18 protein-coding genes are annotated in these 21,970 nt (G+C 69.5%); 8 read left to right on the plus strand and 10 right to left on the minus strand.

The features are described 5' to 3' along the window. The first annotated feature begins 49 nt into the window (after positions 1 to 49). Positions 50 to 937, plus strand: coding sequence for a FadR/GntR family transcriptional regulator (locus ACIREI_RS39165; RefSeq protein ID WP_403343727.1), 888 nt, complete (start codon positions 50 to 52; stop codon positions 935 to 937). Between the two features lie 264 nt (positions 938 to 1,201). On the opposite strand, the gene ACIREI_RS39170 is transcribed toward ACIREI_RS39165, so the two are convergent. Further along, a complete protein-coding gene (locus ACIREI_RS39170) occupies positions 1,202 to 1,423 on the minus strand; it encodes a hypothetical protein (RefSeq protein WP_164904851.1) in 222 nt (73 codons plus the stop codon). Between ACIREI_RS39170 and ACIREI_RS39175 the strand changes: the two genes are divergently transcribed. Next, positions 1,365 to 2,894 (plus strand): RNA polymerase sigma factor, encoded by a 1,530-nt coding sequence (locus tag ACIREI_RS39175; protein ID WP_403343729.1) that lies wholly within the window; start codon positions 1,365 to 1,367, stop codon positions 2,892 to 2,894. The two genes, ACIREI_RS39170 and ACIREI_RS39175, sit on opposite strands and share 59 nt — an antisense overlap. A 132-nt stretch (positions 2,895 to 3,026) precedes the next feature. After that, positions 3,027 to 3,887 carry a serine protease gene (locus ACIREI_RS39180; RefSeq protein ID WP_403343732.1) on the plus strand — a complete coding sequence of 287 codons (861 nt, stop codon included), beginning with the start codon at positions 3,027 to 3,029 and terminating at the stop codon, positions 3,885 to 3,887. A 124-nt stretch (positions 3,888 to 4,011) separates the two neighbouring features. Here ACIREI_RS39180 and ACIREI_RS39185 read toward each other — a convergent pair whose 3' ends face one another. Next, positions 4,012 to 4,242, minus strand: a complete 231-nt coding sequence (locus tag ACIREI_RS39185) for a hypothetical protein (RefSeq protein ID WP_301996277.1) — start codon at positions 4,240 to 4,242, stop codon at positions 4,012 to 4,014. Positions 4,243 to 4,689: 447 nt separating this feature from the next. On the opposite strand from ACIREI_RS39185, the gene ACIREI_RS39190 reads away from it, so the two are divergent. The 3 genes from ACIREI_RS39190 to ACIREI_RS39200 all read left to right on the plus strand — a co-directional run bounded on the left by ACIREI_RS39190 (position 4,690) and on the right by ACIREI_RS39200 (position 9,067). Continuing rightward, positions 4,690 to 6,813, plus strand: coding sequence for a type IIA DNA topoisomerase subunit B (locus ACIREI_RS39190; protein WP_403343735.1), 2,124 nt, complete (start codon positions 4,690 to 4,692; stop codon positions 6,811 to 6,813). Positions 6,814 to 7,055: 242 nt separating this feature from the next. Continuing rightward, positions 7,056 to 7,478, plus strand: a complete 423-nt coding sequence (locus ACIREI_RS39195; RefSeq protein WP_403343738.1) for a DUF485 domain-containing protein — start codon at positions 7,056 to 7,058, stop codon at positions 7,476 to 7,478. Then, the gene (locus ACIREI_RS39200) at positions 7,475 to 9,067 is read left to right on the plus strand and encodes a cation acetate symporter (RefSeq protein ID WP_403343741.1); all 1,593 of its coding nucleotides are present in this window, start codon (positions 7,475 to 7,477) and stop codon (positions 9,065 to 9,067) included. Before ACIREI_RS39195 ends, ACIREI_RS39200 begins: the two co-directional genes overlap by 4 nt. A gap of 96 nt (positions 9,068 to 9,163) precedes the next feature. On the opposite strand, the gene ACIREI_RS39205 is transcribed toward ACIREI_RS39200, so the two are convergent. From ACIREI_RS39205 to ACIREI_RS39220, 4 genes are all read right to left on the minus strand, one after another. Beyond that, positions 9,164 to 9,844: a response regulator gene (locus ACIREI_RS39205; RefSeq protein ID WP_403343744.1), complete on the minus strand. Its 681-nt coding sequence runs from the start codon at positions 9,842 to 9,844 to the stop codon at positions 9,164 to 9,166. Next, positions 9,841 to 11,517, minus strand: a complete 1,677-nt coding sequence (locus ACIREI_RS39210; protein WP_403343747.1) for an ATP-binding protein — start codon at positions 11,515 to 11,517, stop codon at positions 9,841 to 9,843. Before ACIREI_RS39210 ends, ACIREI_RS39205 begins: the two co-directional genes overlap by 4 nt. A gap of 224 nt (positions 11,518 to 11,741) precedes the next feature. Next, complete coding sequence (locus tag ACIREI_RS39215; protein ID WP_403343750.1) at positions 11,742 to 12,686, minus strand: sucrase ferredoxin; 945 nt, start codon at positions 12,684 to 12,686, stop codon at positions 11,742 to 11,744. A gap of 80 nt (positions 12,687 to 12,766) precedes the next feature. Beyond that, entirely contained in the window at positions 12,767 to 14,026 is a 1,260-nt protein-coding gene (locus ACIREI_RS39220) for a citrate synthase (protein ID WP_403343753.1), read from the minus strand. Between the two features lie 109 nt (positions 14,027 to 14,135). Here ACIREI_RS39220 and ACIREI_RS39225 point away from each other — a divergent pair, with 109 nt between their 5' ends. Further along, positions 14,136 to 15,296, plus strand: a complete 1,161-nt coding sequence (locus ACIREI_RS39225; protein ID WP_403343756.1) for a citrate synthase/methylcitrate synthase — start codon at positions 14,136 to 14,138, stop codon at positions 15,294 to 15,296. Between the two features lie 133 nt (positions 15,297 to 15,429). Here ACIREI_RS39225 and ACIREI_RS39230 read toward each other — a convergent pair whose 3' ends face one another. The 3 genes from ACIREI_RS39230 to ACIREI_RS39240 form a co-directional block, all read right to left on the minus strand. Further along, positions 15,430 to 16,050 carry a hypothetical protein gene (locus ACIREI_RS39230; protein WP_403343758.1) on the minus strand — a complete coding sequence of 207 codons (621 nt, stop codon included), beginning with the start codon at positions 16,048 to 16,050 and terminating at the stop codon, positions 15,430 to 15,432. Positions 16,051 to 16,661: 611 nt separating this feature from the next. Then, positions 16,662 to 16,898: a hypothetical protein gene (locus tag ACIREI_RS39235; protein WP_403343761.1), complete on the minus strand. Its 237-nt coding sequence runs from the start codon at positions 16,896 to 16,898 to the stop codon at positions 16,662 to 16,664. Between the two features lie 365 nt (positions 16,899 to 17,263). Further along, on the minus strand, positions 17,264 to 17,743 hold the full coding sequence (locus ACIREI_RS39240) for a DUF6082 family protein (protein ID WP_403343763.1): 480 nt from the start codon (positions 17,741 to 17,743) through the stop codon (positions 17,264 to 17,266). Between the two features lie 390 nt (positions 17,744 to 18,133). Here ACIREI_RS39240 and ACIREI_RS39245 point away from each other — a divergent pair, with 390 nt between their 5' ends. Then, positions 18,134 to 19,201, plus strand: a complete 1,068-nt coding sequence (locus tag ACIREI_RS39245; RefSeq protein WP_403343767.1) for a CobW family GTP-binding protein — start codon at positions 18,134 to 18,136, stop codon at positions 19,199 to 19,201. Here the strand turns inward: ACIREI_RS39245 and ACIREI_RS39250 are convergent. Then, positions 19,198 to 21,654, minus strand: coding sequence for a DNA topoisomerase (ATP-hydrolyzing) subunit A (locus ACIREI_RS39250; RefSeq protein WP_403343770.1), 2,457 nt, complete (start codon positions 21,652 to 21,654; stop codon positions 19,198 to 19,200). The genes ACIREI_RS39245 and ACIREI_RS39250 overlap by 4 nt on opposite strands. Positions 21,655 to 21,970 lie beyond the last annotated feature (316 nt).

The raw sequence follows: 21,970 nt of genomic DNA on the forward strand, positions 1-21,970 counted from the left end.
TTTCACCAAAGACCTCAAGGGAGTTGGGGACGGCGCCGACAAAGGATCCGTGAGTACCCTTGCGCACACCATGATGACCGCCGCCCGCGCCACCGACTCCGGTCTCGTCGGCCCGGGCGAACTCGACCGCTACCCCTACGCCGAGGCCCCCGTCGCCGACCGCGTCGGAGCCCCTGCCTGGGACGGCGCGGACCCGGAGCTGGGCCGTGTCGGCCGGCGCGCCGCGGGCAGCCGCGGACGCGGGCTGCACGGCCAACTCGTCCAACAGCTCGGCCAGATGATCGTCTCCGGCGACCTCGGCGCCGACCGTCCGCTCGTGCCCGAGGAGATCGGCCAGCGCTTCGAGGTCTCCCGCACCGTCGTCCGCGAGTCGCTCCGCGTCCTGGAGGCCAAGGGCCTGGTCAGCGCCCGCCCGAACGTCGGCACGCGCGTGCGCCCCGTCAGCGACTGGAATCTCCTCGACCCGGACATCATCGAGTGGCGGGCCTTCGGGCCGCAGCGCGACGATCAGCGACGGGAGCTGAGCGAGCTGCGCTGGACGATCGAGCCGCTCGCCGCCCGCCTCGCCGCCGGGCACGGGCGCGACGACGTCCAGCAGCGGCTCGCCGACATGGTCGAGATCATGAGTCATGCGATGGGGCAGGGCGACGTCCTCACCTTCTCCCGTGCCGACACCGAGTTCCACAGCTTGCTCATCCAGGTCGCCGGCAACCGCATGCTGGAGCACCTGTCGGGGATCGTCTCGGCCGCCCTCCAGGTCTCCGGCGGCCCTGTCACGGGCTGTGACCGGCCGAACGAGACCTCGCTGGCGCAGCACAGCAGGATCGTCGACGCCCTGGCCACCGGCGACGGTGCCGCCGCCGAAACGGCCATGCGTCACCTGCTCACCGTCCACCCCGAGGTGGAGCGCGTGGTGCCTGCACCCCGCGAGCACTGACCGCGCCCCTGGGTCGCGCGGCTGAGGATGCCTCCCCCTCCTGTGGCATCTCCCGGTCTGCGCACCCCCACCCGTCGGACCCGCAAGATCCAGCACGGATCTTGCGGGTCCGACGGTGCAATGGGGCGGCCGAATCGCCGTACAGTGCATCATCGAAGCCGTGGGCGACTGCTTCTGTCATCATCTGTCAGCTTTTGATCGGTTACGAGATGTGACTCGGGCCACGCAGATTGGGCGTAACGCTCGGGGAAACAACGCGATGACCTAAGAGGTGACAGCCGAGGAGGGAATACGGACGCCGCTCAAGGCGCTGTGCATCTTCCCGGCCCCCGCCCGCACCGTCGGCCCAATCCCCAGGTCGGTGGTCGGCTCCTGTCCGCCGTGGACGGGGCCGGAAGCCGTTTTCCAACGTTCCGAGAGGTTGTTCGTGTCGGCCAGCACATCCCGTACGCTCCCGCCGGAGATCGCCGAGTCCGTCTCTGTCATGGCTCTCATTGAGCGGGGAAAGGCTGAGGGGCAGATCGCCGGCGACGATGTGCGTCGGGCCTTCGAAGCTGACCAGATCCCGGCCACTCAGTGGAAGAACGTACTGCGCAGCCTCAACCAGATCCTCGAGGAAGAGGGTGTGACGCTGATGGTCAGTGCCGCGGAGCCCAAGCGCACCCGAAAGAGCGTCGCAGCGAAGAGTCCGGCCAAGCGCACCGCCACCAAGACGGTCGCGGCGAAGACGGTGACCGCCAAGAAGGCCACCGCCACCGCCACGCCGGCGGCGCCCGCCGCCGACTCCGCCGTCGAGGACGAGACCCCCGCGAAGAAGGCCGCTGCCAAGAAGACGACCGCCAAGAAGGCGGCCGCGAAGAAGACCGTCGCCAAGAAGACGGCGGCCAAGAAGACCACCGCCAAGAAGGACGACGCCGAGCTGGTCGAGGACGAGGTCCTCGAGGACACCAAGCCCGGCGACGAGCCCGAGGGTGCCGAGAGCGCCGGCTTCGTTCTCTCCGACGAGGACGAGGACGACGCGCCCGCGCAGCAGGTCGCCGCGGCCGGCGCCACCGCCGACCCGGTCAAGGACTACCTGAAGCAGATCGGCAAGGTCCCCCTGCTCAACGCCGAGCAGGAGGTCGAGCTCGCCAAGCGCATCGAGGCCGGCCTCTTCGCCGAGGACAAGCTGTCCAACGCCGACAAGCTGGCACCGAAGCTCAAGCGCGAGCTGGAGATCATCGCCGAGGACGGCCGCCGCGCCAAGAACCACCTCCTGGAGGCCAACCTCCGTCTGGTGGTCTCCCTGGCCAAGCGCTACACCGGCCGCGGCATGCTCTTCCTGGACCTCATCCAGGAGGGCAACCTCGGTCTGATCCGCGCGGTGGAGAAGTTCGACTACACCAAGGGCTACAAGTTCTCCACGTACGCCACCTGGTGGATCCGTCAGGCGATCACCCGCGCCATGGCCGACCAGGCCCGCACCATCCGTATCCCGGTGCACATGGTCGAGGTCATCAACAAGCTCGCCCGTGTGCAGCGCCAGATGCTCCAGGACCTGGGCCGCGAGCCCACCCCGGAGGAGCTGGCCAAGGAACTCGACATGACCCCCGAGAAGGTCATCGAGGTCCAGAAGTACGGCCGCGAGCCCATCTCGCTGCACACCCCGCTCGGCGAGGACGGTGACAGCGAGTTCGGTGACCTCATCGAGGACTCCGAGGCGGTCGTCCCGGCCGACGCGGTCAGCTTCACGCTCCTCCAGGAGCAGCTGCACTCCGTCCTCGACACCCTGTCCGAGCGCGAGGCGGGCGTCGTCTCCATGCGCTTCGGTCTCACCGACGGTCAGCCGAAGACCCTCGACGAGATCGGCAAGGTGTACGGCGTCACGCGCGAGCGCATCCGCCAGATCGAGTCCAAGACGATGTCGAAGCTGCGCCACCCGTCGCGGTCCCAGGTGCTGCGCGACTACCTCGACTAGGTCGCACCCGTACGACACACAAGGCCCGGTCCACCGAGTGGGGACCGGGCCTTCGTGCTGTCGCGCGGGTGCGGGGTGCGGCGAGCTGAATCACTCTGGGTTTCCCATGACCACCCAAGAGTGAGGAGCGTCATGCGCCGTCCCTTTACCCGGGCGCTGACCCGGCCGCTTGCTCTGGCGGCTGTGGCAGCCGCCATACCGTTGGTGTCCGCCGCCCCAGTGGCTGCCGACAGTGTCGTCGTCGGCGGGTTTCCGGTCGATGTTTCCCAGAGTCCGTGGACCGTGGCGCTGGCCAGTCGTGACCGGTTCGGGGGTACGCGGGCGGGTCAGTTCTGTGTCGGGGTCGCGGTCGGCCGGTCCACCGTGCTCACCGCGGCCCACTGCATGAGCGAGGAGGTCCTGGGCTCGCCGCCGGACCGGGTGCGCGACCTCACTGTCATCGCCGGCCGTACGGATCTGTTGTCGAACGGGGGTCAGGAGATCCGCGTCCGCGACACCTGGGTGAACCCTGCTTACGACGGTGTGACCAACGCGGGGGACTTTGCCGTGGTCACCCTCGCTCGGCCACTTCCCGCAAGCTCGGTCATCAGGATGGCGCGGGCCGGCGATCCCGCCTATGTGCCGGGCACGGCCGCCCTGGTCTACGGGTGGGGGGACATCACGGGTGCGGGTGACTACGCGCGCAGCCTGCGTGCCGCGCGCGTGCATGTGCTGCCCGATGCTCTGTGCAGGGCGGCGTATCCGGGCGGGGGCAGCGGAAGGTACCTGGCCGACAGCATGGTCTGTGCCGGGGAGCAGGAGGGAGGCCGGGACGCCTGTCAGGGGGACAGCGGAGGGCCGCTGATCGCCCAGGGGAAGCTGATCGGACTCGTTTCCTGGGGGAGCGGCTGTGGTCGTGCGGGTACTCCTGGCGTCTACACGCGTGTGTCCGACGCCGTGCGGACGATGGGGTGGCGCGCCGCAGGGGCACGCGATCACCGAGCGGGTGGCTGAGGAGCTGGGCCCTCGGCGCACGAGGAGGGCCCGAAGGGTATGAGCGCGGGCGGCCGCCCCTGCCGTCAGGGGCGGCCGCCCGTCGACCGGCCTGTGCCGGAAGCTGGCTCGTCGTGGCGAGGTGTCAGCGCTCTTCTTCGGACGTCGATGCGGGAACGGACGTCAGCCGCTCCGTCTCGTCCTGTATCTCAGCGGCGATCTTCTTGAGTTCCGGCTCGAACTTGCGGCCGTGGTGGGCGCAGAAGAGCAGTTCTCCGCCGCTGAGCAGGACAACGCGCACGTACGCCTGTGCGCCGCAGCGGTCGCAGCGGTCAGCGGCCGTCAGCGGGCTCGCGGGGGTCAGAACAGTAGTCACGTCGCCTCTTCTCTAGCTCGACGAGCTGTCGTACCAGGGTCAACATCCAACCAGCCCCAAAACGTTCCCGCTCGCGGCTTCTCCCAGAGAGAAATTTTTTTCCGGGGCGGCTGGCTGCTGCCGGTTTGGCGGCGAATGTGCCGTATTGCGTATCTGTCGTGCTTACGGTTTCGCGCTGTCGGTCATGGTCGGGTCCTGCCGGCTGGCTTGCCGGTTTGTTCATGAGGACGTGCCCGGAGCCTAAATGGTTCATGCCTGGAAGGGAACGTGATATGTACTTCACCCCATCGAGGGATCGAACACGCATGCGACTCTGGACTAGTCTGTGTCCCACACGAGGGTGGCGTTACAACGGCTCTACCAGGCCTCGGTACCCTCTTGACGGCGACCGAAGCCGCGCCCTTACCCACTGGGGCCCCCTATGAAATTCAGCGAGGAGCGAACCGCGTGACCGCCGAGACGTCCGTGCCGTCCACAGCGCTGCTGGCAGGAGCAGACCGGGACGGGTCCAACTACACCGCGCGGCACCTGCTCGTCCTCGAGGGGCTCGAGGCCGTACGCAAGCGCCCGGGCATGTACATCGGGTCGACCGACAGCCGCGGTCTGATGCACTGCCTGTGGGAGATCATCGACAACTCCGTCGACGAGGCCCTCGGCGGGTACTGCGACCACATCGAGGTGATCCTCCACGACGACGGGTCCGTGGAGGTCCGGGACAACGGCCGGGGCATCCCGGTCGACGTCGAACCCAAGACCGGTCTGTCCGGCGTCGAGGTCGTCATGACCAAGCTGCACGCCGGCGGAAAGTTCGGCGGCGGTTCGTACGCCGCGTCCGGCGGTCTGCACGGCGTGGGCGCCTCCGTGGTGAACGCCCTGTCCGCGCGGCTGGACGTCGAGGTGGACCGGAGCGGCCACACCCACGCCATCAGCTTCCGGCGGGGCGTGCCCGGAGCCTTCGCCGCCGATGGCGCGAACGCCAAGTTCGAGGCCAAGGGCGGCCTGCGCAGGACCAAGAAGATCCCCAAGACCCGCAACGGCACGCGCGTGCGGTACTGGGCCGACCGCCAGATCTTCCTCAAGGACGCCAAGCTGTCCCTGGAGAATCTGCACCAGCGCGCCCGCCAGACCGCGTTCCTGGTGCCCGGCCTGACCATCGTCGTCCGTGACGAGTTCGGCCTCGGCGAGGGCGGCAGCAAGGGCGAGGAGTCCTTCCGCTTCGACGGCGGCATCAGCGAGTTCTGCGAGTACCTGGCCACCGACAAGCCGGTCTGCGACGTCCTCCGCTTCGGTGGCCAGGGCACCTTCAAGGAGACGGTCCCGGTCCTGGACGAGCATGGCCAGATGACCCCCACCCAGGTCACCCGCGAGCTCGACGTCGACGTCGCCATGCGGTGGGGCACCGGGTACGACACGACCCTGAAGTCGTTCGTGAACATCATCGCCACCCCCAAGGGCGGCACGCACGTCGCGGGCTTCGAGACAGCCGTGACCAGCACCATGAACGAGGTGCTGCGCGCCAAGAAGCTGCTGCGTGTCGCCGAGGACGACATCGTCAAGGACGACGCCCTGGAGGGCCTCACCGCGGTCGTCACGGTCCGTCTCGCCGAGCCGCAGTTCGAGGGCCAGACCAAGGAGGTCCTGGGCACCTCGGCGGCCCGGCGCATCGTGAACACCGTGATCTCCAGGGAGCTCAAGGCGTTCCTCACGTCCACGAAGCGGGACGCCGCGGCCCAGGCCCGGGTCGTCATGGAGAAGGCCGTCGCCGCCGCACGCACGCGTATCGCGGCCCGTCAGCACAAGGACGCGCAGCGCCGGAAGACGGCGCTGGAGTCCTCGTCGCTGCCCGCCAAGCTCGCGGACTGCCGCAGCGACGACGTCGACCGCAGCGAGCTGTTCATCGTCGAGGGAGACTCCGCGCTCGGCACCGCCAAGCTCGCCCGGAACTCCGAGTTCCAGGCGTTGCTGCCAATCCGAGGCAAGATCCTCAACGTCCAGAAGTCGTCTGTGACCGACATGCTCAAGAACGCCGAGTGCGGGGCGATCATCCAGGTCATAGGAGCAGGTTCCGGCCGGACCTTCGACATCGACGCGGCGCGCTACGGCAAGATCATCATGATGACCGACGCCGATGTGGACGGCTCCCACATCCGGACGCTGCTGCTGACGCTGTTCCAGCGCTACATGCGGCCGATGATCGAGGCCGGCCGGGTGTTCGCGGCGGTGCCGCCGCTGCACCGGATCGAGCTCATCCAGCCCAAGAAGGGGCAGGACAAGTACGTCTACACGTACTCGGACCGTGAACTGCGCGACAAGCTCATGGAGTTCCAGAGCAAGGGCATCCGCTACAAGGACTCCATCCAGCGGTACAAGGGTCTCGGTGAGATGGACGCCGACCAGCTGGCCGAGACGACGATGGACCCGCGCCACCGCACCCTGCGCAGGATCAGCCTCACCGACCTGGAGGCCGCCGAGCGGGTCTTCGATCTGTTGATGGGCAATGACGTGGCGCCGCGCAAGGAGTTCATCTCCAGCTCGGCGGCGACGCTGGATCGGTCGCGTATCGACGCGTAGCCGCTGCGCTGGACTTGGGCCGGCCATTCGGCCTCGGTTCGCCTTCGGCATCTGTTTTGGGACCCGCCCGCACCGCCCGTACGGCATTCGTCGTCGGGTGCGGGTGGCCCCCGTGGGGCGTGCCCGCCGTCGGCGGCTTGCCGTGGTGCGCGCTGTTCGGGTTCGGCGGGTGAATCACCTGATGGAGTGAAGCCCGGGGAGAAGCCGAGTCGGGGATCTTTCCGTTCTGTCCATGCTTGGGCATGTACTCAGACGATCCCTGGTACGACGCCCTCGCCTCCGGATGGGGGGAGGCGGACGTCACGGACGGCCCCGACACCGCTCCGCCCGTCGCCGGTGACGTGTACCTCGAGGTACAGCGCAGCGCGGCCTTCCAGGAAGTCCGCAGCCGCTACCGCAGGTTCGTGGTGCCGGCGGTCGTTGTGTTCCTCTCCTGGTACGTGGCGTACGTCGTCGCCGCCACGGCCGCGCCGGGGCTGATGGCGCGGCCCGTGGCGGGCGCTGTGAACGTGGCGATGCTCGCCGGGCTCGGACAGTTCCTCAGCACCTTCCTGCTCACCTGGGCCTACGCCCGCCATGCGCGGCTGCACCGGGATCGGGCCGCGCTCGAACTGCGCTGGGACACCCAGGAGTTGACGCGCGTCGCAAGGGGCGGTGCCGCGTGACGGGTGACCATCAGACTCTGGCGCTGCTCCTGTTCAGCCTGTTCGTCGCGATCACATTGGCGATCACGACATGGGCGAGCCGCAACCGGCGTGGTTCGGCGGAGGAGTTCTACGCGGGTGGCAGGCTCTTCTCACCCATGGAGAATGGTTTTGCCATCGCGGGCGACTACATGTCGGCCGCCTCCTTCCTCGGCATCTCCGGGCTCATCGCTCTCTTCGGCTACGACGGGATGCTGTACTCGGTGGGCTTCCTCGTGGCCTGGCTGGTGGTGCTGTTCCTCGTCGCCGAACTGGTACGCAACTGCGGGCGGTTCACACTCGCCGACGTGGTCGCCGCGCGGATGAGCGAGCGCCCCGTGCGGATCGCGCTGGGAACTTCCTCGGTCACCGTGTCCGTTCTGTATCTGGTGGCGCAGATGGTGGGCGCGGGCACCCTGGTCGCGCTGCTGCTCGGAGGCGAGGGGGAGGCGGCGCGGGCCTGGACCGTCATCGGCGTCGGTGCGCTCATGGTGATCTATGTGTCGTGGGGAGGGATGCGGGCCACCACCTGGATCCAGATCGTCAAGTCGGTCCTGCTGCTCGGCGGCACCATCGCGTTGACCACGCTCGTCCTGGTGCGCTTCCACGGCGACTTCGGCCGGCTGATGCTCACGGCGGCCGAGCGCAGTGGTCACGGCGAGGCGTTCCTGGCACCGGGGCTGAAGTACGGCGGGGACTGGACGGCCCGGTTCGACTTCATCAGCCTCGGGCTCGCGCTGGTGCTGGGAACCGCCGGGCTGCCGCACATCCTGTCCCGCTTCTACACGGTGCCCACCGCCCGCGCGGCCCGGCGCTCGGTGGTCTGGGCGATCGGTCTCATCGGCGGCTTCTACCTGATGACGATCGTCCTGGGCTTCGGCGCCGCCGCGATCGTCGGGCCCGAGGCCGTGCGCGGGTCGAACGCGGCCGGGAACACCGCGGTTCCGCTGCTTGCGCTCGATCTCGGCGGGGGCGCGCATTCCACCGGAGGAACGGTTCTCTTCGCCGTGGTCGCCGCCATCGCCTTCGCCACGATCCTCGCGGTCGTCGCCGGCATCACGCTGTCCTCCTCGGCCTCCGTGGCCCACGACCTGTATGCGTCGCTACGCCGTCGGCGCGCCAAGCCCCGCAGAGAGGTGGCCGTGGCGCGGATCGCCGCGGTCGGCATCGGCGTGGTCGCGATCGCCCTCGGGTTGCTGGCCCGCGACCTGAACGTCGCCTTCCTGGTCGGCCTCGCCTTCGCGGTCGCCGCGTCCGCCAATCTGCCGGTACTGCTCTACACGCTGTTCTGGCGGGACTTCACCACGCGCGGCGCCGTCTGGGCGGTGTACGGGGGCCTGATCCCGGCCGTGGTCCTCGTGCTGCTGTCGCCGGTGGTGTCGGGCAGCCCCGAATCGCTGTTCCCCGCTGTCGACTTCCAGTACTTCCCCCTGCAGAACCCCGGCCTCGTCTCGATCCCGCTGGGCTTCGTCGCGGGCTGGCTCGGCACGGTCACCTCGGCCGAGATGCCGGACGAGGCCAAGCACGCGGAGACCGAGGTGCGGTCGCTGACGGGGGCGGGGGCGGTCTAGGGCGGCGCCTTCACCGCCGTAGGGCTGAAGATTGGGCGGCCGGCATCCGTATGAAGGAGTGGCACGGTTCCTTCCCCCGCCCCCACGGGCCGTGCCTCAGGCGCGGGTCGCCCACACGTAACGGTGTTCCGGGCGGCCCGCGTCGCCGTACTTGAGGGTGAGGCGGGCCCGGCCCGTGCGTTCCAGGAGTTTGAGATAGCGCTGGGCGGTCTGGCGGCTCACCCCGGTCCGTTCGGCGATCTCCTGGGCCGACAGCGGGCCTTCGGCGCTCATCAGGGACTGGCGTACGAGTTCCGCCGTGGTGGGGGAGTGCCCCTTGGGCAGGTCGGGCTCCGACGAAGCGGACAGGGCGCCGAAGATACGGTCCACCTCGGCCTGTTCCGCCTCACCGCCGCCGTCGAGAGTACGGCGCAGCTCCGCGTACGCCTCCAGCTTGGCGCGCAGGCCCGCGAAGGCGAACGGCTTGACCAGGTACTGCAGCGCCCCGTGCCGCATCGCCGCCTGCACCGTGGACACGTCCCGGGCCGCCGTGACCATGATCACGTCGGTCTGGAGGCCGCGTCGGCGCATCTCCTGGACGACCGACAGGCCCGTCCCGTCGGGCAGATAGTGATCCATGAGGACCAGGTCCAGATGGGGCAGCTCCTCCACCTGGCGAAGCGCCTCGGCCGCGCTGTGCGCCTCGCCGGCGACATGGAAGCCCGGCACCTTTTCGACGTAAGCGGCGTTGACCCGCGCCACGCGCGTGTCGTCGTCCACGACCAGGACCTCGATCATCGCGACTCCTCCTCGGCGGTGCGCTGCGCGGCTGACGGCACGGTGAGGGCGGCCGGTTCCAGGTGCGGCTCGGCCAGCGCCTCGGGCAGGACCACGGTGAACTCCGCGCCGCCGCCCGCCGCTTCGCCCACGGTCGCGGTGCCGCCCTGCCGTTCGGCGAGCCTGCGCACCAGGGAGAGCCCTATACCGCGTTCGCGGTGGGCCGGCGGCTTCTTGGTGGACCACCCCTCGGTAAAGATCAACTCGCGGTGCTCCTCGGGGATTCCCGGCCCTGTGTCACGCACCCTGAGGACCGCGGTGCGTCCCTCGGCCCGCGCTTCGACCTCCACGCGCGCGTGCGGCGTGCCCGCGACGGCGTCCAGGGCGTTGTCCACCAGGTTGCCGACGATCGTGACGAGGCCCCGCGGGTCGACCAACCGGTCCGGCAGCCGGGTACGGTCCGACAGGTGCAGCGCGACGCCGCGCTCGGCCGCCACGGTCGCCTTGCCGACCAGGAGGGCGGCGAGCAGCGGGTCCTGGATCTTCTCGGCGACCTGCTCCGCGGTGGCCCGGTGATCGCCGACCACCTCGCCGACGAACTCCACGGCGTCGTCGTACATCTCCAGTTCGAGCAGCCCGAGAAGCGTGTGCATACGGTTGGCGTGCTCGTGGTCCTGGGCGCGCAGGGCGTCGATCAGGCCGCGCGTGGAGTCGAGCTCCCGGCCGAGCTGCTCCAGCTCGGTCCGGTCGCGCAGGGTCGCGACGGCGCCGTCGTCGGTGGGCATGCGGTTGGCGACCAGGACGCGCTGGCCGCGGACCGTGAGCAGATCGGTGCCGGTGACCCGGCCGGCCAGCACGTCGGTCGTACGGCCTTCGCCGAGCGCCTCGTCGAGGGACCGGCCGACGGCCTCGTCACCGATGCCCAGCAGGCGCTGAGCCTCGTCGTTGAGGAGCCGGATACGGCCGCCGCGGTCCAGGGCCACGACGCCCTCCCGGATGCCGTGCAGCATCGCCTCGCGCTCCGCGAGCAGTGCCGAGATGTCCGAGAAGGCCAGGTCCCGCGTCTGCCGCTGAAGCCGGCGGGAGATGAGCCAGGCGGCCAGCGCGCCGACCGCGAGGGCACCGCCCGCGTACGCGAGCAGCCCGGGGATCGCGTGCAGCAGCCGGGCCCGCACGCTGTCGTACGCGATACCGACCGAGACCGCCCCGACGATCGTGCCGTCGTTGTCGCGCAGCGCCACCTTGCCGCGGGCGCTGCGGCCCAGGGTGCCGTCGTCGATCTGCATGACCTCATGGCCGGCGAGGGCCTGACCCGGGTCCGTCGACACGATCCTGCCGATCTCGCCAGGCGTGGGGTGGGACCAGCGCACGCCACGCCGGTTCATCACGACGACATACTCGGCCTTGGTGGCCTTGCGGATCCGCTCCGCCTCCCGCTGTACCGGCCCGTCGGCCGTCGCGCGTGTGCTCACCAGATCCTCGGCGATCTGCGGCTGGGCCGCGGTGGCCTGCGCGATCGACAGCGCACGGCGCATCGCCTGATCGTCCAGCTGGTCGCTGAGCGGAGCGAGGAACAGCCCGGTCGCGAGCACCGCGACTCCCGCGGCGATCGCCACCTGCATCAGCAGCACCTGCGCGAACATCCGCCGGGGCAGACCGAGGCGCAGGCGACGTGCGGGGGGAGTGGGGCTCATACCCATGACGGTACGTGGGCGGGCGGGAAACCCCGTAGTGAGGTGTGACGTGGATCTCTTGATCAGTGTCGGGAGGCCGGTCCATGTGGGATGGCTCTGTGCGTCTGATCAACTCGGGAGTCACTCCCCGCGTCTGATCAACTCGCGAGCAGCCCTGTGTATCTGATCAAGACCAGAACCACTCCGTCCACCTGATCAAGACGGGAACCACTCCGTCCACCTGATCAACTCGCGAGTGCCGTCGCCACCGTGAGCTCGTGCACCGCGACCACGTCCATACGCGCGGGCGAGCCGAGCACCGACGTGCCGCAGCTCTCGGGGCGAGGCGGCAGGGACGTGCCCTGCGCCACGACGACCCGCCAGTGGCGCCCGTCCACGTGGGCGACCGTCACCTCCCACCGCGGGGCCGCACCGTCCGTCCGTACGACGCGCAGCGCTTCCGCGGCGTACTCGCCCGTAGCCGAGCGCACGGCCAGTTCGGCCGCCTGGCCCGGTCGCTCCCAGGCGGAGTTCCCGCGGCACCCGTCGACGGTGATCCGTCCCTCCTGGACGCTGTGCAGGACCTCTTTGACGGCGTGGGCCTGCGCCCGGCCGTAGGCGTAGCCGTACGGCAGCACCAGCAATGTCGGTGAGAACCGATGTCCACCCAGATGGGTGACCTCCCAGACGCCCTCCACGCCGGAGGCGGCGAGCTCGGCCGCGAGAGGTCGGCCGAGGAGTGCGCAGCAGCGGTCCCGCTTGCCGTTGGTGCAGACGAGCGCGAGCGGATCGCCTGTGTGGGGCCGCCCCTGGAGCGCCGAGTCGAAGGTGTGGTGGTCACCCAGGCCGAGGGCGGCGAAGTCCAGGTCGAGCAACTGCTCCGGGTCGTGCGTCGTGGCGGCGTGCAGCCAGACGCTTCCGGGCACGGTGTGGGCCGCGTAGACCTGGCGTTCGCCGGGGGTCCCGCAGTCGGCGTGCCGGCCTGGGCGGCGAATCAGCGCCACGCGTACGCCCGTGCCCTTCGCGGCGGCCTCCAGGGCGCGGCCCAGCGCGGGATCCAGGTGGCTCTGCGTGAGCGCCTTGGCACCCCACGGACCGGGCTGCTCCAGCAGCAGCCAGGTCGTCGCGGTCGCCGCGGTCCCCGCGATGGGCTCGTCGAGGTCCTGCGAGACGGTTGAGCACGTACTCACAGAGGTGAGCCTAACCTGACTTGGGTCGGGTGACTTCTCGAGGGGCTGTGTCCTGTCCGGTAAGGGCCGAGCCCTTCTGCTCAGGACTCGGGCAGCGGCTGAGGCGGCTTGGGACCTGTGTAGTGCCCGCTCGGCCGCATGCGCAGCGGTCGCTCCCCGTACTCCTCGAGAGCATGGGCGATCCAGCCCGCCGTACGCGCCACTGCGAAGATCGTCTCGCCTGCCGTGGCGGGCATGGCGGAGGATGCCGTGAACACGGCCAGGGCCAGGTCGACGTTGGCGTGCAGCGGGGTGTGGCGGGCGGCCGTGGCGACGATGTCCTGGGCCGCGGCGAGAGCCGGCGCGGAGCGAGGGAGCTCCTCCAGGAGCTCGAACAGGACACGCGCGCGTGGGTCCTCGCCGGCGTACAGCCGGTGGCCGAGTCCCGGAATGCGTCGGCCGGCCCGCAGTTCCTCGGCGATGACGGGCCCGGCGTCGCCCCGGTCGAGCACCTCCAGGATCAGCTTGTGGGCGAGGCCGCTGGCCGCCCCGTGCAGGGGCCCCTCCAGCACGCCGAGCCCGGCGGAGACGGCCGCGTAGGCGTGTGCGCGGGCCGACGCGGCGACCCGCACGGCGAGGGTCGAGGCGGCCAGGTCGTGGTCGACGAGCAGGGCGAGTGCGGTGTCCAGCACCCGTAGGGCGGCGTCGTCGGGGGAGCGTCCGCTCAGCTGCCCCCACAGCCGGCGGGCGAGTGAGCCCTCGTCGCGATAGGCATAGCGCGCGGGCGTGAGGGCGGCCACGAGAGTCGGGATGAGGGTGCGCGCGGTGCCGAGCACGGCGTCCTCGGACAGGTCGAAGCGCAGGGGGTCCGCGGCCGCGGCGGCGATCGCCGCGACCCGCAACCGATCGGTGGGGCCGGCGTGCTCGGGCAGGCCGTCGGCGGCGCTACGGGCGGCCGCGACGGAGGCCTCGGGGGCGGTGAAGGTGACCCCGCGGCGCAACCGGCCGGTCCACAGCCACTCGGCGACCTCTTCGTAGGAATGCCGGGTGGCCAGCTGGGTCGCGTCCACGCCCCGGAAGTAGTAGCGGTCGGTGTCGATGAAGGTCAGGCGGGTCCGCACGGACAGCTCACCGCCCGATCCCGAACCGCCCGCACTCTCCCGCTTGTTGCGCCGGGCGAGTGTCTCCACCTCCTGCGCGTCGAAGGTGCTGCCCCGGCCGCCGGGCACGCGGGTGCTGCTGAGGTGCCCGCGACTCACATACGCGTACACGGTCTCGGGCTTCACGCCGAGCAACTCGGCGGCCTCCTGGGTGGTCAGCCGTCGCACCGCGGGGCCGGGGTCGGGTTCTTGATCGCGCATGGGGTCACCGTATCCAGGACGCGGCATATTGATCCATGTATTGATTCAATCAATATTGACAGGAAAATAGTCAAGCATGGACAGTCGAAATCAAGTCCAGGGAGGAATCATGTCCGTCAACAGGTCAGCAGCCGCGCTCGTCGATGTGCCCCGTGGTCTCGCGGGCGTCGTCGTCACCGACACCGAGATCGGGGATGTGCGGGGGCTGGAGGGCTTTTACCACTATCGCCAGTACTCGGCCGTCGAACTCGCGCGGACCCGCTCCTTCGAGGACGTCTGGCATCTCCTGGTGCACGGTGAACTGCCGGACGCCGAACGCGCCGCCGCCTTCGCCGCCGAGACCGCCGCGCTGCGAAAGCTGCCCGGCGAGGTGCGGGCGGCCCTGCCCGCGATCGCGGCTGCGGGCGGACGGTCCGGCTCGCTGGCCGGTCTGCGCACGGCGCTGTCCCTGCTCGGTGCGGCGAAGGGCTTCCGGCCGGTGTACGACATCGATGCCGACCGGCGCCTCCAGGACGGCCTCGTCGCGGCCGCGGTCGTACCGACGCTGCTCACCGCACTGCACCGACTGGACCGGGGACTTGATCCTGTTGAGCCGCGTGAGGATCTGTCGTACGCGGCGAACTATCTGTACATGTTGACGGGATCGGAGCCCGATCCCCGGCGTACGCGGGCGATCGAGCAATACTTGATCTCAACCATTGATCATGGATTCAATGCGTCAACCTTCACGGCTCGTGTCATCGCCTCCACCGGCGCCGACGTCGCGGCCTGCCTCGTCGGAGCCGTGGGCGCGCTGTCCGGGCCGCTGCACGGGGGTGCGCCCAGTCGCGCGCTGGACACACTGGACGCGATCGGCACCCCGGACCGCATCGACTCCTGGATCCGAGAGCGAGTCCTCGCCGGCGACCGCATCATGGGCTTCGGTCACCCCGTCTACCGCACCGAGGACCCGCGGTCCCGGATGCTCCGCGAGCTCGCCCAGCGCTTCGGCGGCCCGCGCGTCGAGTTCGCCGTGGAGGTGGAACGCCGCGTGGAGGCGATACTCGCCGAGCTGAAGCCGGGGCGCGAGCTGCACACGAACGTCGAGTTCTACGCCGGCGTGGTCATGGAGCTGTGCGGTCTGCCGCGGGAGATGTTCACCCCGACGTTCGCCGCTGCGCGGGTCGTGGGCTGGAGCGCCAACATCCTGGAACAGGCACAGGACTCGAAGATCATCAGGCCGGTGGCGCGGTACGTGGGGCCGCAGCCGACGGTGTCGGCGACGGCGTGAGACACGTTTGAGGTCCGGCAGCGCTCGGGATGTCGGACCTCATGCGGTCAGTGCGAAAGCAGCAGTCAGCGGGCAAGCCTGCCGGGGCCCACAGCCCTGCCGTGCCCGGCACCCTGTTGACGGTAGGTCCCGGTCATACCTTGCGGAGCCCCTTGATGATGCTTTGGGCGGCGTCGATCGCGGCCCGCACGGCTTCGATTCTGGAACCCTGCTGACGGGAGAGGCCGAGGATCTCACCCGCCGCCTCTTCGGCCAGCTGCTTCGCAAAGTCGTTGGGCAGTGCCGTCTTCTCGTACGCCTCGATGGCCGCCACAACAGCGCCGATCGGAATGCGGTGAAAGGTTTTCTCGGCCTGCTTGATGCGCCTGCGTAGCTGGCCGAGGTCGGCCATGTCGCCCTGCGTGGCCGGAAGGCTCGCCAGCTTGTCGACAGCGACGGCTATGTCGTCGATCAGGATGTCGACCGGCTCGAGAAGTTGGGCCAGCTTGTCGCGTCGGCGGTGGACGATCGTGACGCTCAGGGCAGTCAAGGTGACGACGACACCGACACCGGCGAAAATCGCAGCCCATGTCCACGAGCTGTTCAAGTCGCCGTCGGCCGTACCGCCGGCGTCCCGCGCGGAAGGCGGTGTTGCGGACACTGGGGCGTCCGCGCTGGGTGTGGCAGCGCTCTGGGGGGATACTGCGTCCGCACTGTGGTGGGGGGTCAGCACCAATACCGCCACGAGCGTGAGGATCGTGGTCAGTCGGCTCACCCGTACGGGCAGATTACACCTGCGCCTTGCCCAGGGGTGGACGGCATTTGCGCAGCTGGGAGCGGTGCTGAGGGAGTACAGGATGGGAGGGGTTGCACAGGTGATCATCCGGGAGATGGCATGCTGGAACAGCACTGGACTGGCTCCTGGTATGGGAGTTGCTGGTGTATTCCGCCGCTCCCCGTCAGGCCTAGGAAACCTGGGGAGCGGCGGTCTGTTGTCGCTGCACGGCAGCAAGCGACGTTCGTGAGCCCGGCCGACGGTGAGCCTCGATCCCGATGACGGCGAAGCCGCCTCGGTGAGTTCGGAGATGTCTGGGCGTGCCTCGCTTGGACATCTGGACCAAGACACATGGGGCCCACCAGGCCGGTGCGCGGTAGGTGGCGGGGCCGCTGGTGAAGGTGCCGGAGGAGATTGAGATGCACGTGGGTCTGACGCCGTTATATGTGTGGCCTGGTGCCGTTCTGGCGCCAGGCCTCATCAGTGAAGATCGAGCAGTGACGGGGTGCCGGTTGCTCGCCGGATCGGTGGCCCAGCTCGCTCAACGGTTGCGCGCGGGCAGGGAGCGTGACGGTACGCGTCTTGGGTGGACGCGTACCCGTGTGGTGGCCTCAGGCGTCGGGGATGTCTGCTTTGGCGCGGATCAGGGTCTCTCTGCTCACGATGACGATGCGCTCGTACTCGGCGCGCGCGGCGTCCGCGGGCAGTTCAGGCTCAAGCGCCTCGGTGGCCTCGGTGCCGATGACGGCGAAGTTGCCGTCGCTGAGTTCGAACACATCCGGGCAGGTAGCTCCTGAACTACTGCCTCGGGCGCTGGGAGGCACACCGATGCGGCGCACGATCTTCAAAGGTACCGGTCCTTAGGAACAAAGAGCTGGCCATACTGGTGGGGAGCAGGCTACTGGTGTTTCTCAGCCCCTCGCGGCTCGTTGGCGAAATGTCACCCGGTCGTACCCTGGCCGCCGTGCCGATTGACCTCGGCGATGAGTTGGTTCGTTGTTGCTGGGCTCCTGGCGAGATCTCGCCAGCCGCGCACACGCGCACCGAGGAGACGTGCCGTCGTGCGTGGATCCGCCACCGAATTTCTCAGCCTGCTTGAAGACCTGCCTCTTGGCCGAAGAGCATCAGTGACGGACGCGGCTTGTGAGCCCCGAAGGGATGCGCGGAGGCCTACGGATGCCTCGTCGGCTCCTGCGTTGCACACTCCGGCCAGTCAGTCCGTCGGCGGATCCCCGACAACCCACCACTCATCCGTGTCGGACTCGTCCAGGTCCCGGACGAGCCCATCCACCATGTGTCCGAGCTGGGCCTCCACGGACGACTCGTCCAGGCTGGCTCGCATGTGCCGCGACGCCTCCCAGTACTCGCGGAAGACCGGGCTCTGGAAGAACTCCCGCAGCCGCGTGTACAGCTCCTCCCGGTCCAGAAGCTCCGCCTGGTAGAGGTGGTAGAGGTGGACGTACCAAGCGTTGGCGTAGAAGAACTGTCGGCGCCTCTCCGCCGGGATGCTCTGGTCGTACGTGTCGATCACGGCAGCGAGGGAGGGATCGTCGATCGCCCTCACCAGCAACTCCCAGTGCATGCGCTGCTGATGGGCCAGCGCCGTTCGCCGGATGGCCAGTTCCTCGAGCTCCAGCTGCCTCTCGTGCAGACGTGCCTTCTCCGACCGCCATTGATGTGCTGCCAGCGGCACGCTCGTGGCAGCCAGGAAAGTGAGCGTGGCGGAACCCAGCCTCCGTGCAAAACGCTTCCGTGTGGCCATGTCAACCCCCGAATCAGGCGGCCGTTCCGCCGGTCGTCGGGGTGCGGGTCGACTGGAGGGGACCGGCGAGCGGTGGGCGGCGCTTGCCGTCTCCCAGAGTGCCGAGCGGCTCTGATCGGCGGGGAGGCGGAGAGGAGGCGCACGGAGGGAAGCGAGGGTCGCACGCTCCGGCGCCTTGCCCAACGTCTGCCCGGCAAGTGCTGCTAACAATCGTTCACTTCGCGGGGTTTCTTCCGGCTCGTATCCTGGGTCGGCATTCATTCCTCGTACGTGCGCCGCCCCGCGAGCCGGTGCACCCGTCGGCGCGAGAAAGGTCGCACGTTGAGCCAGCCGAGTACCGGTCCGCAGCAGATTCCGGTTGTCGTACTCGCCGGATTCCTCGGTTCCGGCAAGACGACTGTCCTCAACCACCTCCTCCACCGCAGCGGCGGCACCCGCATCGGCGCGCTGGTCAACGACTTCGGCGCCATCGAGATCGACGCCATGGCCGTCGCCGGCGCGCTCGGCGACTCCACCGTCTCCCTCGGCAACGGCTGCCTGTGCTGCGCGGTCGACGCGAGTGAGCTGGACGTCTACCTGGAGCGGCTCGCCCGGCCGTCCACCGGCATCGACGTCATCATCATCGAGGCCAGCGGGCTCGCCGAACCCCAGGAACTCGTGCGCATGCTGCTCGCCAGTGAACATCCGGGCATCGTGTACGGCGGGCTCGTCGAGGTCGTCGACGCCGCCGAGTTCGACGACACGCGCGCGAAGCACCCCGAGATCGACCGGCACCTCGCCCTCGCCGACCTCGTGGTGGTCAACAAGCTCGACCGGGCGGGCGACGGTGAGCGCGTCCTCGGGCTGGTCCGCGACCTCACCGACCGGGCCGCCGTGGTCCCCGCCACCTACGGCCGTATCGACCCCGCGTTCCTCTTCGACTGCAGGCCCAGCGAAGAGCGCATCGGGCAGTTGTCCTTCGACGACCTGCATGAGCACGACGAGGATCACAGCGGCCACCTGCACGCCGGCTACGACAGCGTGTCCTTCGTCTCCGAAGTCCCCCTCGACCCGCGCCGGTTGATGGGGTTCCTGGACAGCAGGCCGGAGGGGCTGTACCGGATCAAGGGGTACGTCGACTTCGGCCCGCACGACGCCGCGAACCGTTACGCCGTGCACGCCGTCGGGCGGTTCCTGCGCTTCTACCCGGAGCCGTGGGCTGACGGGGACGCGCGCCTGACCCAGCTCGTCCTCATCGGCGCCGGCATCGATGCCGCCTCCCTGACCAAGGAGCTGGAGTCGTGCAAGAGCGACGCCCCACGCGCCGACGAGCACGGCATGTGGGGCGTCCTCCGCTACGTGCGAGACCCTGACCCTGAGGACCAGGACCTCGACGTCCCGCAGGTCTAGACCGGACCCGCCACCACCGCCACGGTCTTCGGCAGCGACACACCGGAGCCGTCGCGGCGCGGGTCCATCTCCGGAAGGTCGGCCGGAGTGCCGTTCTTCTGCGCGGCCCGTGCCGGTGCGGCACCCGCCCAGGCCACGGACAGGCAGTCCTCGCCCTTCAGGAACCGCTGGCAGCGAACACCGCCGGTGGCGCGGCCCTTGCGCGGGTACTGGTCGAACGGGGTCAGCTTGGCCGTCGTCTGGACCGAGTCGTCCAGCGTGCCGCGCGAGCCCGCGACCGTGAAGACGACCGCGTCGGCCGCCGGGTCCACCGCGGTGAAGGAGATGACCTTCGCGCCCTCCGCGAGCTTGATGCCCGCCATACCGCCGGCGGCGCGGCCCTGCGGGCGGACCTGCGAGGCCTGGTAACGCAGCAGCTGGGCGTCGTCCGTGATGAAGACCAGGTCCTCCTCTCCGGTGCGCAGCTCGACCGCGCCGACGATCCGGTCGCCCTCCTTCAGAGTGATGACCTCCAACTCGTCCTTGTTGCTCGGATAGTCGGGCACCACACGCTTGACCACGCCCTGTTCCGTGCCGATCGCCAGGCCGGGGGACGACTCGTCGAGCGTGGTCAGGCAGACCAGGGTCTCGTCGCCCTCCAGGGAGACGAACTCCGACAGCGGCGCGCCGCCCGCGAGGTTCGGCCTCGACGCCGTCTCCGGCAGCTGGGGCAGGTCGATGACGTTGATCCGCAGCAGACGGCCCGTGGACGTCACGGCGCCCACCTCGCCGCGGGCCGTGGCCGGGACCGCCGAGATGATCACGTCGTGCTTGGAGCGCTTCGCGTCGCCGTCCTCCGCGAAGGGGTCGCCGTTCGCCGTACGGGCCAGCAGGCCCGTCGAGGACAGCAGCACCCGGCACGGGTCGTCCGCCACCTGCAGCGGTACCGCCGAGACCTGGCTGCCCGCCGACTCCAGCAGGACCGTACGCCGCTCGGTGCCGAACTTCTTGGCCACCGCGGCCAGTTCGGAGGAGACCAGCTTGCGCAGCTCCGCGTCCGAGTCGAGGATCCGGGTCAGCTCCGCGATCTCCGCGTTGAGCTTGTCCTTCTCCGCCTCGAGCTCGATACGGTCGAACTTGGTGAGGCGGCGCAGCGGCGTGTCCAGGATGTACTGCGTCTGGACCTCGCTCAGCGAGAAGCGCTCCATCAGGCGCTCCTTGGCCTGCGCGGAGTTCTCGCTGGACCGGATCAGCCGGATGACCTCGTCGATGTCCAGCAGCGCCGTGAGCAGACCCTCGACCAGGTGCAGTCGGTCGCGCTTCTTGCCGCGGCGGAACTCGCTGCGGCGCCGTACCACCTCGAAGCGGTGGTCGAGGTAGACCTCCAGAAGCTCCTTGAGGCCCAGGGTGAGGGGCTGGCCGTCGACCAGCGCGACGTTGTTGATGCCGAAGGACTCCTCCATCGGCGTCAGCTTGTAGAGCTGCTCCAGGACCGCCTCGGGCACGAAGCCGTTCTTGATCTCGATGACCAGGCGCAGGCCGTGCTCGCGGTCGGTGAGGTCCTTGACGTCGGCGATGCCCTGGATCTTCTTCGAGCCGACCAGGTCCTTGATCTTGGCGATGACCTTCTCCGGGCCGACCGCGAAGGGCAGCTCGGTGATCACGAGGCCCTTGCGGCGCGCCGTCACGGTCTCCACCGACACCGTGGCGCGGATCTTGAAGGTGCCGCGGCCCGTCTCGTAGGCGTCCCGGATGCCGGAGAGGCCGACGATACGGCCGCCGGTGGGCAGGTCGGGGCCGGGGACGTGCTTCATCAGGGCGTCCAGATCCGCGTTCGGGTAGCGGATCAGGTGGCGGGCGGCCGCGATGACCTCGGCGAGGTTGTGCGGCGGCATGTTGGTGGCCATGCCGACCGCGATGCCCGACGAGCCGTTCACCAGGAGGTTCGGGAAGGCGGCGGGCAGTGCCACCGGCTCCCGCTCCTGACCGTCGTAGTTGGGGTTGAAGTCGACGGTGTCCTCGTCGATGGACTCCGTCATCAGGCTCGCCGGCTCGGCGGCGCGGCACTCGGTGTACCGCATGGCGGCCGGCGGGTCGTCATTGCCCAGCGAGCCGAAGTTGCCGTGCCCGTCGACCAGCGGGACGCGCATCGAGAAGGGCTGGGCCATGCGCACCAGGGCGTCGTAGATCGACGCGTCGCCGTGCGGGTGCAACTTACCCATGACCTCGCCGACGACGCGGGCGCACTTCACATAGCCGCGGTCGGGGCGCAGGCCCATCTCGTTCATCTGGTAGACGATGCGGCGGTGCACCGGCTTGAGGCCGTCGCGGGCGTCCGGCAGGGCGCGCGAGTAGATGACCGAGTACGCGTACTCGAGGAAGGAGCCCTGCATCTCGTCGACGACGTCGATGTCGAGGATCTTCTCCTCGTACGAGTCGTCGGGCGGCGGGGTCTTCGTGCTGCGGCGGGCCATCGCTGCCGGCTCCTCTGGTTCTGGTCGCTCGAGCGTTTGCGGGATCTGACGCGGACCATTGTGGACCGCGGCACTGACAACCACCGACCAGGACCCGATGTTGGGCTCCCGCCCGGCGTGCGAGAAGTGTCGCCGACGCCGGGCCCTCCCCGCGACGGAGGGGCGGGGCGGGGCGCCAACCGCCCTGGTCGAGGCGCCGCTTGCGCGACGGCAAGCGCGCGCCGCGAGACCGTTCACTCGCCGGAGTGATCGCCGGGCACCGTCCGAAGTCGTGCGGCAGCGGACAGGAGGGAGGGTATGGCGAGCTGGGCCCGAG

Source organism: Streptomyces sp. NPDC093591 (assembly GCF_044764885.1).
Classification (GTDB): domain Bacteria; phylum Actinomycetota; class Actinomycetes; order Streptomycetales; family Streptomycetaceae; genus Streptomyces.